The sequence below is a fragment of the Pseudomonas reidholzensis genome (assembly GCF_900536025.1).
Classification (GTDB): domain Bacteria; phylum Pseudomonadota; class Gammaproteobacteria; order Pseudomonadales; family Pseudomonadaceae; genus Aquipseudomonas; species Aquipseudomonas reidholzensis.
In genome coordinates, this window is the sequence record NZ_UNOZ01000012.1 from 1 (window position 1) to 9,636 (window position 9,636).

Sequence of the window (9,636 nt, forward strand, 5' to 3'; positions counted from 1 at the left end):
AGTAACCAAAAACCGCTTGCTCCTGCATCCGGCCCTTCGCTGCGCTGCGGGTTCCCTCACTCCGGTCTTGCTCCCGTGAGGACCGCGCCGGACGGGCCTTCCTGGCCCGCGGCGCTTGCCGGCCATCCATGGCCGTCACCTCACTCCGCAAGACCTCCGTTCGGCCTCCTGAAGTCGCGGTAGATCAAGATCACAAGCCAGATCAAAGGCCAGATCAAGGTCCAGATCAAGGGCCAGGGCAACGGCTGGCGAATCGCTGCGCTCTCGCTTGTTTATAAGGGCGGTACAGCGCGTCAGCGCCAGAATGTGCATTGGCAGTCCCGGCCCTATCGCGGGCAAGCCCGCTCCTACAGGTCGGCGCGGTCCTTGTAGGAGCGGGCTTGCCCGCGATGAGGCCCGAATATCCACCACTCATGCCACTATCGAAGATAACGCCAGCCCAGGCGCCACCCCTAACTTGGCGACCTCAGGAGGCCGAACGGAGGTCTTGCGGAGCGGGGTGACGGCCAGGAAGGCCGGCAAGGGCTGCGGGCCAGGAAGGCCCGTACAGCCCGGTCCTCGCGGGAGCAAGGCCGGAGTGAGGGAACCCGCAGCGCAGCGGAGGGCCGTATGTGGGAGCCAGCGGTTTTTGGTTACTTTTTTCCAAGAAAAAAAGTGACCCGCCGTAAGGGCGGAAGGGGCCATAAGCGCCACCACCCCGAATGGATAAGCCCACAATCTGCAAGCCCAAGCCCAGCCCTCTCAGCCAAGCATCTCGTGCATGGCAATGATCTGCTCGGCCACCTGGACCAGCTTCTGCTGCTTGCTCATGGCCTGCCGGCGCATCAGGGTGTAGGCCTGCTCTTCGTTGCAGTCCTTCATCTTCATCAGCAAGCCCTTGGCCTGCTCGATGCGCTTGCGCTCGGCCAACTGCTGGTCACGCGCCAGCAACTGCGCCTTGAGCGCCTGGTCGCTCTCGAAACGGGCCATGGCCACGTCGAGGATCGGCTGCAGGCGGGTCGTCTGGATACCCTCGACGATGTAGGCACTGACCCCCGCATGGATCGCCTGACGCATCACGTCCGGGTCGTGCTCGTCGGTGAACAGCACGATCGGCCGCGGCCGGTCACGGCTGACCAGCACCACCTGTTCCATCACATCACGCCCCGGTGACTCGGTATCGATCAGCACCACGTCCGGGCGCACCGTTTCGACGCAGGCCGGCAGGTCGATGGTCAGGCCGCCCGCTTCGATCACCTCGAAGCCCGCCTCGATCAGCGCAGCCTTGAGGCGGCCGACTTTTTTCTCGGTGTCGTCGATCAGCAGGATGCGTAGCATGTTCGTCCCCCTCACAGACCGATACGGGCGCTGGGCGCCTCTGCCATGGCGTGCAGGCGGAAGCTGCGGGCATAGCCGTGCGGGTCGCTGCCGTCCCAGCGAATGCCGTCGATCAACAGGCTGCTGCGCATCGGCAGGTCGGTGCAGGGCACGCCGAGCGCCGTGGCGGCCTCGCGGTACAGCGCGAGTTGCTGGACCTGGCGGGCGACCTCGAGGTAATCCGGGTCTTCGCGCAGCAGGCCCCAGCGGCGGAACTGGGTCATGAACCACATGCCGTCGGAGAGGTACGGCAGGTTGGCCCGGCCCTGGTCGAAGACGCGCAGGGCGTGGCCGTCCTGCCAGCGGTTGCCGAGGCCATCCTGGTAGTCGCCGAGCAGGCGCGCTTCGATGGTTGCCAGCGGGGTGTCGAGATACGCCTTGCCGCTTAGCAGCTGCGCGGTGCTGCGGCGGTTTTCCTGGCTTTGCTCGATGAACCGGCTGGCGGCAAGAATCGCCTTGATCAGCGCCCGCGCGCTGTTGGGGTATTGCTCGGCAAAGGCCCGGGCGCAGCCAAGGACCTTTTCCGGGTGGTCGGGCCAGATCGACTGGCTGGTGGCCAGGGTGAAGCCCTGGCCCTGGGCCACGGCATCGGCCGACCAGGGCTCGCCGACGCAGAAACCATCGATTCGGCCAGCCTGGATGTGCGCGACCATCTGCGCCGGTGGCACCACCACGCTGTCGACATCGTGCAGTGGGTGGATGCCCTGGCTGGCGAGCCAGTAATACAGCCACATGGCGTGGGTGCCGGTCGGAAAGGTCTGGGCAAAGGTCAGGCGTGAACCTTTTTGGTGCGCCAGCGCCGCCAGTGCCTCAGGGCTGGTCACGCCTTTGCGTTGCAAGGCCGGGGACAGGTTGATGGCCTGGGCGTTCTGGTTCAGGCCCATGAGCACCGCCATGCTGCTGGCCGGCACGCCACCGATGCCCAGGTGCACCGCGTAGATCAGCCCATACAGGCAGTGGGCGGCATCCAGTTCGCCACTCACCAGCTTGTCGCGCAGCCCCGCCCAGGACGCCTGGCGCTTGAGATTGAGGGTCAGGCCATGCTGCTGGGCGAAGCCTTGAGTGGCGGCGACCACGACCGAGGCGCAGTCGGTCAGGGCCATGAAGCCGATGTCCAGGCTGGGCTTTTCCGGTGCGTCGCTGCCGTTGACCCAGGCCAGGGGTGTTGCGCGGGGTGGGGTGTTCACAACTGTCTTCACGAAGATCCTCGCCCATACCGAATAGGCTCTGTGCCCTGAACGAAGCAAGCCATATGCCAGAGGACGTGCAAAGACCTGTCGCGGCGGCGACGCGCTGGCTATAATCGCCCCCTCACTCACCCCCGAGTCTTGCCCGCCCATGTATAACCTGGCCCGCCAGCTGCTGTTCAAGCTTTCTCCGGAAACCTCCCACGACCTGTCCCTCGACCTGATCGGCGCCGGTGGCCGGCTGGGGCTCAATGGCCTGCTGTGCAAGCAGCCGGCGGTGTCGCCGGTGACGGTCATGGGCTTGAACTTCGCCAACCCGGTGGGCCTGGCGGCCGGCCTGGACAAGAACGGTGCGGCCATCGACGGTTTCGCCCAGCTGGGCTTCGGTTTCGTCGAGATCGGCACCGTGACCCCGCGCCCGCAGCCGGGCAACCCCAAGCCGAGGCTGTTCCGCCTGCCAGAGGCGACCGCGATCATCAACCGCATGGGCTTCAATAACCTCGGCGTTGATCACCTGCTGGCGCGGGTGCGGGCATCGCGCTTCGACGGCGTGCTGGGGATCAACATCGGCAAGAACTTCGACACCCCGGTCGAGCGTGCGGTCGACGACTACCTGATCGGCCTGGAAAAGGTCTACAACGACGCCAGCTACATCACCGTCAACGTCAGCTCGCCGAACACCCCGGGCCTGCGGTCGTTGCAGTTCGGTGACTCGCTCAAGCAATTGCTGGATGCCCTGGCCGTGCGCCGTGAGCAACTGGCGCTCGAGCATGGCAAGCGCATCCCGCTGGCCATCAAGATTGCCCCGGACATGACCGACGAAGAAACCGCCCTGGTCGCTGCGGCGCTGCTCGAGTCGGGCATGGATGCGGTGATCGCCACCAACACCACGCTGTCCCGCGAGGGCGTCGAAGGGCTGCCGTTTGGCGGCGAGGCAGGCGGGTTGTCGGGTGCGCCGGTGCTGGAGAAGAGCACCCACACGGTCAAGGTGCTGGCCGGCGAGCTGTCCGGGCGGATGCCGATCATCGCTGCGGGCGGGATCACCGAAGGCCGCCACGCCGCTGAGAAGATCGCGGCCGGGGCCAGCCTGGTGCAGATTTATTCGGGCTTCATCTACAAGGGCCCGGCGCTGATTCGTGAAGCGGTCGACGCCATTGCGGCGATGCCCCGGCACTGATCGCAGGGCATAAAAAAGGGCCCCTTGAAGGGGCCCCTGGGCCGCAGCCCGCCGCCCGGATGGGGCGTGCATGGTGACTCGGAATTCAGTGTCCTCGTTCAGCCAACGGCGTGATTTTCGTTGAGTCTGTGGATGCCAGCAGTGCCGGTCATGCCGTCCCAGTTATCTCCGCGACCTTCGCGCCAGCCGTTGATCCAGGCCTGGCGAACAGAGGGAAGGGTGAAAGGGCAAAGTTCGCGAGATTTGCCGGTGACCCCATACTGGTAGCCACGTGAAAATGCTCTTTCCAACGGATCACGCTTAAGTCTTCTCATAGGGTGTTGCCCTCACTTGTTGACTGTAATGTCCCGTCGGCCTCTCAGAGGCCGGGCAGAATCTTTCTGCCGGTTTGTGCTCGCTGCCGGCGTGGCGAGCAGAAATGTCGTCCCGTTGCGAAACGACCTGAGTCCAGTTCTAACGAATGCGGCTCACAGTGGGAATGATCGTTTTGTCATAAGGACGTAACGTTTCTGATGGTGAAAGGATAAGTAAATAAATGCGTCGCAACGCCATTTGGGCTTTGGCCCGCTATGATCAGGGTTTAGTCGCGATTGACGTCAATTAGCCATCGTTGACCAAGCCTTCAAAGAAATAAGTGGTAATGCGACGAAGGGTCATTTCTTCATGTGACCCGCACGAAATTTTCACACTGCCAGACGATCAAAGCCTCTTTCGCCACCCGGTGAAGGCGGACCTGTCGGGCGGCCTGGTCCTTCCACAGTCTGGAAGGCCACCCGAGCGCCTGTGAAAAGGGCGCTCGGGCAAAAACTCGGCGGGACGATGCGTCGACCCGTCACTCAAATAGCCAAAGGCGCTGGATACCTCATGTCGGACCGTTTCGAACTTTATCTCACCTGCCCCAAGGGCCTCGAAGGCCTGCTTGCCGAAGAGGCCCGTGGCCTCGGCCTGGAGGATGTGCGTGAGCACACCTCGGCCATTCGTGGCGAGGCCGACATGGAAACCGCCTACCGCCTGTGCCTGTGGTCGCGCCTGGGCAACCGCGTGCTGCTGGTGCTCAAGCGTTTCTCGATGAAAAACGCCGATGACCTGTACGACGGCGTCAATGCCGTCGAATGGCAGGACCACCTGACCGCCGACGGCACCCTGGCGGTGGAGTTCAGCGGCCACGGCTCGGGTATCGACAACACCCACTTCGGCGCGCTCAAGGTCAAGGATGCGATCGTCGACAAACTGCGCAACCGTGAAGGCCTGCGCCCGTCGGTAGACAAGCTCAACCCGGACCTGCGCGTGCACCTGCGCCTGGACCGTGGTGAGGCGATCCTCTCCCTCGACCTCTCCGGCCACAGCCTGCACCAGCGCGGTTACCGCCTGCAGCAGGGCGCCGCGCCGTTGAAGGAAAACCTCGCCGCGGCGGTGCTGATCCGCTCCGGCTGGCCGCGTATCGCCGCCGAAGGTGGCGCGCTGGCCGACCCGATGTGCGGTGTCGGTACCTTCCTGGTCGAAGCGGCGATGATCGCCGCCGATATCGCGCCCAACCTCAAGCGCGAACGCTGGGGCTTCAGCGCCTGGCTCGGCCATGTGCCGGCGCTGTGGCGCAAGGTGCATGACGAAGCGTCTGCCCGTGCCGAAGCCGGCCTGGCCAAGCCGCCGCTGTGGATCCGTGGCTACGAGGCCGACCCACGGCTGATCCAGCCGGGGCGCAACAACGTCGAGCGCGCGGGCTTGAGCGACTGGATCAAGATCTACCAGGGCGAGGTCGGCAGCTTCGAGCCGCGCCCTGACCAGAACCAGAAAGGCCTGGTCATCAGCAACCCGCCGTACGGCGAGCGTCTGGGCGACGAAGCCAGCCTGCTCTACCTCTACCAGAACCTGGGCGAACGCCTGCGCCAGGCCTGCCTGGGCTGGGAAGCGGCGGTGTTTACCGGCGCCCCTGAGCTGGGCAAGCGCATGGGCATCCGCAGCCACAAGCAGTACGCCTTCTGGAACGGCGCGCTGCCGTGCAAGCTGCTGCTGTTCAAGGTTCAGCCTGATCAGTTCGTCACCGGTGAGCGCCGTCAGGCCGACGCCCAGGACGGCGACAGCCCGCGTCCGTTGCCGGTGGCCAACGAGCCGGCGCGCCTTTCCGAAGGCGCGCAGATGTTCGCCAACCGCCTGCAGAAAAACCTCAAGCTGCTGGGCAAGTGGGCCCGCCGCGAGCAGGTCGACTGCTACCGCCTGTATGACGCCGACATGCCCGAGTACGCCCTGGCGGTCGACCTCTACCAGGACTGGGTTCACGTCCAGGAGTACGCGGCGCCGCGTACCATCGACCCGGAGAAGGCCCAGGGCCGTCTGCTCGATGCCCTGGCGGCGATCCCCCAGGCACTCAACATCGATCCGCAACGTGTGGTCCTCAAGCGTCGCGAGCGCCAGAGCGGCACGCGCCAGTACGAGCGCCAGGCGACCGAAGGGCGCTTCCAGGAAGTCAACGAGGGTGGCGTCAAGCTGCTGGTCAACCTCACCGACTACCTCGACACCGGGCTGTTCCTCGATCACCGGCCAATGCGCATGCGCATCCAGCGCGAGGCTGCCGGCAAGCGCTTCCTCAACCTGTTCTGCTACACCGCCACGGCCACTGTGCATGCGGCCAAGGGCGGCGCGCGCGACACCACCAGCGTCGACCTGTCGAAGACCTACCTGGACTGGGCGCGGCGCAACCTGTCGCTCAACGGCTACTCCGACCGTCACCGCCTGGAGCAGGGTGACGTGATGGCCTGGCTGGAGAACTGCCGCGAGAGCTACGACCTGATCTTCATCGATCCGCCGACCTTCTCCAACTCCAAGCGCATGGAAGGCGTGTTCGACGTGCAGCGCGACCATGTGCAGCTGCTCGACCTGGCGCTGGCACGCCTGGCCCCGGGCGGGGTGTTGTACTTCTCCAACAACTTCCGCAAGTTCCAGCTCGACGAGAGCGTCAGCGCCCGCTACGCGGTGGAGGAGATCAGCGCGCAGACGGTGGACCCGGACTTCGCCCGCAACAGCAAGATTCATCGGGCATGGCGTTTGCAACTGCGATAAGCCGACGAGGTACGTTGCGTCGCTGATGGCCAATAGCTATAAATAGCTAGGGCCGGACAATTCGCAGGACGCTGACGTGATGAGAATGCTCTATGTCGAAGTATGGCGTGCGTGCGAAGGTGTTCGGCCTGTTCAGCGAGGCGCTGTCGGCCTGGGCGGTGGCGCTGGTGGCCCTGGTTGCCGGCGCGCTGTTGACGGCGGCCCTGGCCATCGCCGCGCAGACCTTCTACAAGCAGCAGTTGCGCCAGCGCTTCGAGCTGCTGGCCAGCGAACGCTACAGCCGCATCGCCGAGCGCTTCGATGACCAGGAGCAGCGCCTGGATGGGCTGCGGCGGTTTTTCAGCTACTCCACCGAAATCACCGGGCGTGAGTTCGATGGCTACGTCAAACCGCTGCTGCACCGCACCCAGGCCTACTCCTGGGCGCCACGGGTAACCGCGGCGCAGCGCGAGGCATTCGAACGCCAGGCCAGTGGCGTGCTTGGCCAGCCCTACCAGATTCGCGACCAGGACATGCAAGGTGTCTTGCAGCCGGCCACGCCGCGCGATCACTACTACCCCGTGCTGTATTCCCAGGCTGCCAGCCAGCCAGGCCAGCCCTATGGCCTGGACATGCTTGGCCAGGCCCTGCGGCAAACCACCCTGCAACGCGCCGGGGCGCCGGGCAGCATGGCGGTGTCTGCGCCGCTGGACATGCTCAACGTCGAGCCGGCCTATGCGCGCGGGCTGCTGATGGTCGCGCCGGTGTTTGCCGAAGGCGCCGGGCACGCTGCGCCGAGCGGCTTCGTCATGGCCTTGCTGAGCATGCGTCAGTTGATCGCCGAAGGCCTGCCTGCGGCGGTCGATGACAACCTGTCGGTGCGGATCCTCGATACCTCGGGCAGCAACGGCCAGGAGGTGCTGTACGACTCGCAGAGCCCGATCGCGCCGATCCCGATGGTCAGCAATCACCTGCTGCACCTGGCCGATCATCACTATCAGCTGGCGATTCGGCCCAGCCAGGCGTTCCTCCAGGCCAACCGCTCATCGGCTGCCCAGGGGGTGGTGTGGCTGGGCGGGCTGCTGAGCTTGCTGCTCAGCGCCTTGCTCTACAGCCTGTTCAGCCAGCGTCAGCGTGCGCTGAAGCTGGTCGAGCAGCGCACGGCCGAGCTGCGGGTCAGTGAACAGTCCCTGCGCGGCACCCACAACCAGCTGCGCAGCGTGCTCGATGCGGCGACCCAGGTGGCGATCATTGCCACCAGCCTCAAGGGGGTGATCAGCACCTTCAATGCCGGCGCCGAGCGCATGCTCGGCTACTCGGCCAGCGAAGTGATGGGCTGCCTCGACCTTGCCGAGCTGGTGCAGACCGACGAGCTGAGCCAGCGTGCGCATGCCCTCAGTGTGCGCTATGGGCGTGACATTGCCGGTGGCCAGGCGCTGTTCGCCGAGACGGTTCGGGAGGCCGGCGGCGAGCCGGGAGAGTGGACCCTGGTGCGCAAGGACGGCAGCCAGCTGTTTGCCAACATGCTGGTCACGGCCGTGCTCGACGAGCAGGGGCTGTGGGTCGGCTACCTGGCGATCTGCATCGATGTGACCGAGCGGCGCAGGGTGCATGAGGCGCTGGCGGCGCGTGACCAACTGCTGGAAAAACTCAGTGCCGAGGTGCCGGGCGGGATCTATCAGTACTGCCTGTACGCCGATGGTCGCTCCTGCTTCCCCTACGCCAGCCAGGGGCTGTACGAAATCTACGAAGTCGACCTGCAGCTGTTGCGCGAGGATGCCACGCGGGTGTTCGAGCGGATCCACCCGGATGACCTGGAGCGGGTGCGGCGCTCGGTGCGCTACTCGGCCGAGCATCTGTCGCCGTGGCGCGAGGAGTATCGGGTGATCTTGCCGCGGGCCGGGTTGCGTTGGGTGCGCGGTGAGGCCACGCCGGAAATCGGTGAGGATGGCTGTACCTTGTGGCACGGCTACCTGACCGATGTTTCCGATCCGAAAAGCGTCGAGGAAGAGCTGCGCACGTTGTCGATCACCGATGTGCTGACGGGGATTCACAACCGGCGCTATTTTCAGGAGCGGCTCAAGAGCGAGCTGGAGCGGGCGCAGCGTGATGGCCTGGAGCTGGCGGTGATCATGCTCGACATCGACCATTTCAAGCGGATCAACGATGAGTTTGGGCATGCGGTGGGGGATCATGTGCTGCGTAGCCTGTGTCAGCACATCGGCCAGCGGTTGCGCCGTTCGGATGTGTTTTGCCGGCTGGGTGGGGAGGAGTTCATGGTGCTGTGCCCGGGGAGTGATGCCGAGCAGGCGCGCTCGTTGGCGCTGGAGTTGTGGCAGGGGGTGCGGGGGCTGAGCATTGCTGGGGTTGGCCGGGTGACTGCGAGTTTTGGGGTGGCGGGGTGGCGGCCGGGGGAGGGGGCGGATTCGTTGTTGTTGCGGGCGGATGCTGGGGTGTATGCGGCGAAGCAGGCTGGGCGGGATCGGGTTGAGGTGGAGTTGCCTTGAGGGGGGTTGTGGTGGGTTGGTGGGTTTGTGTGTTTATCCGTTTTGGTTGGCGCGGCTGCCGCCCCCTTCCGCCTTTACGGCGGGTCACTTTTGGCAAACGCCCCAAAAGTAACCAAAAGGTCTTGGCTCCTACATCCGGCCCTTCGCTGCGCTGCGGGTTCCCTCACTCCGGCCTTGCTCCCGCGAGGACCGGGCTGTACGGGCCTTCCTGGCCCGCAGCCCGGTCCACGCGGGAGCAAGGCCGGAGTGAGGGAACCCGCAGCGCAGCGGAGGGCCGGATGTGGGAGCCAGCGGTTTTTGGTTACTTTTTTCCAAGAAAAAAAGTGACCCGCCGTAAGGGCGGAAGGGGCCATAAGCGCCACCACATCAAACG

6 protein-coding genes are annotated in these 9,636 nt (G+C 65.1%); 3 read left to right on the forward strand and 3 right to left on the reverse strand.

Going from position 1 to position 9,636, the window contains the following annotated elements; all coding sequences use genetic code 11:
• Window positions 1-741: 741 nt before the first annotated feature.
• Together CCOS865_RS07955 and CCOS865_RS07960 are read right to left on the reverse strand one after the other, a co-directional pair.
• Window positions 742-1,317, reverse strand: coding sequence for an ANTAR domain-containing response regulator (locus CCOS865_RS07955; protein ID WP_119139572.1), 576 nt, complete (start codon window positions 1,315-1,317; stop codon window positions 742-744).
• 11 nt (window positions 1,318-1,328) lie between these two features.
• Window positions 1,329-2,543, reverse strand: a complete 1,215-nt coding sequence (locus CCOS865_RS07960; RefSeq protein WP_119139573.1) for a CmpA/NrtA family ABC transporter substrate-binding protein — start codon at window positions 2,541-2,543, stop codon at window positions 1,329-1,331.
• Between the two features lie 151 nt (window positions 2,544-2,694).
• Here CCOS865_RS07960 and CCOS865_RS07965 point away from each other — a divergent pair, with 151 nt between their 5' ends.
• Entirely contained in the window at window positions 2,695-3,720 is a 1,026-nt protein-coding gene (locus CCOS865_RS07965) for a quinone-dependent dihydroorotate dehydrogenase (protein ID WP_119139574.1), read from the forward strand.
• A gap of 98 nt (window positions 3,721-3,818) precedes the next feature.
• Here CCOS865_RS07965 and rmf read toward each other — a convergent pair whose 3' ends face one another.
• On the reverse strand, window positions 3,819-4,034 hold the full coding sequence (rmf, locus tag CCOS865_RS07970; RefSeq protein WP_023533691.1) for a ribosome modulation factor: 216 nt from the start codon (window positions 4,032-4,034) through the stop codon (window positions 3,819-3,821).
• A 550-nt stretch (window positions 4,035-4,584) separates the two neighbouring features.
• Between rmf and rlmKL the strand changes: the two genes are divergently transcribed.
• Together rlmKL and CCOS865_RS07980 are read left to right on the forward strand one after the other, a co-directional pair.
• Complete coding sequence (gene rlmKL / locus CCOS865_RS07975) at window positions 4,585-6,777, forward strand: bifunctional 23S rRNA (guanine(2069)-N(7))-methyltransferase RlmK/23S rRNA (guanine(2445)-N(2))-methyltransferase RlmL (protein ID WP_119139575.1); 2,193 nt, start codon at window positions 4,585-4,587, stop codon at window positions 6,775-6,777.
• A 92-nt stretch (window positions 6,778-6,869) separates the two neighbouring features.
• On the forward strand, window positions 6,870-9,263 hold the full coding sequence (locus tag CCOS865_RS07980) for a sensor domain-containing diguanylate cyclase (protein WP_119139576.1): 2,394 nt from the start codon (window positions 6,870-6,872) through the stop codon (window positions 9,261-9,263).
• The last annotated feature ends 373 nt before the right edge of the window (window positions 9,264-9,636 follow it).

What these genes read in the sequence shown, in the direction of transcription:
- rmf (WP_023533691.1), bottom strand. Translation starts at nt 4,034, where the DNA reads ATGAGAAGACTTAAGCGTGATCCGTTGGAAAGAGCATTTTCACGTGGC.
- CCOS865_RS07955 (WP_119139572.1), bottom strand. Translation starts at nt 1,317, where the DNA reads ATGCTACGCATCCTGCTGATCGACGACACCGAGAAAAAAGTCGGCCGC.
- rlmKL (WP_119139575.1), top strand. Translation starts at nt 4,585, where the DNA reads ATGTCGGACCGTTTCGAACTTTATCTCACCTGCCCCAAGGGCCTCGAA.
- CCOS865_RS07980 (WP_119139576.1), top strand. Translation starts at nt 6,870, where the DNA reads ATGTCGAAGTATGGCGTGCGTGCGAAGGTGTTCGGCCTGTTCAGCGAG.
- CCOS865_RS07965 (WP_119139574.1), top strand. Translation starts at nt 2,695, where the DNA reads ATGTATAACCTGGCCCGCCAGCTGCTGTTCAAGCTTTCTCCGGAAACC.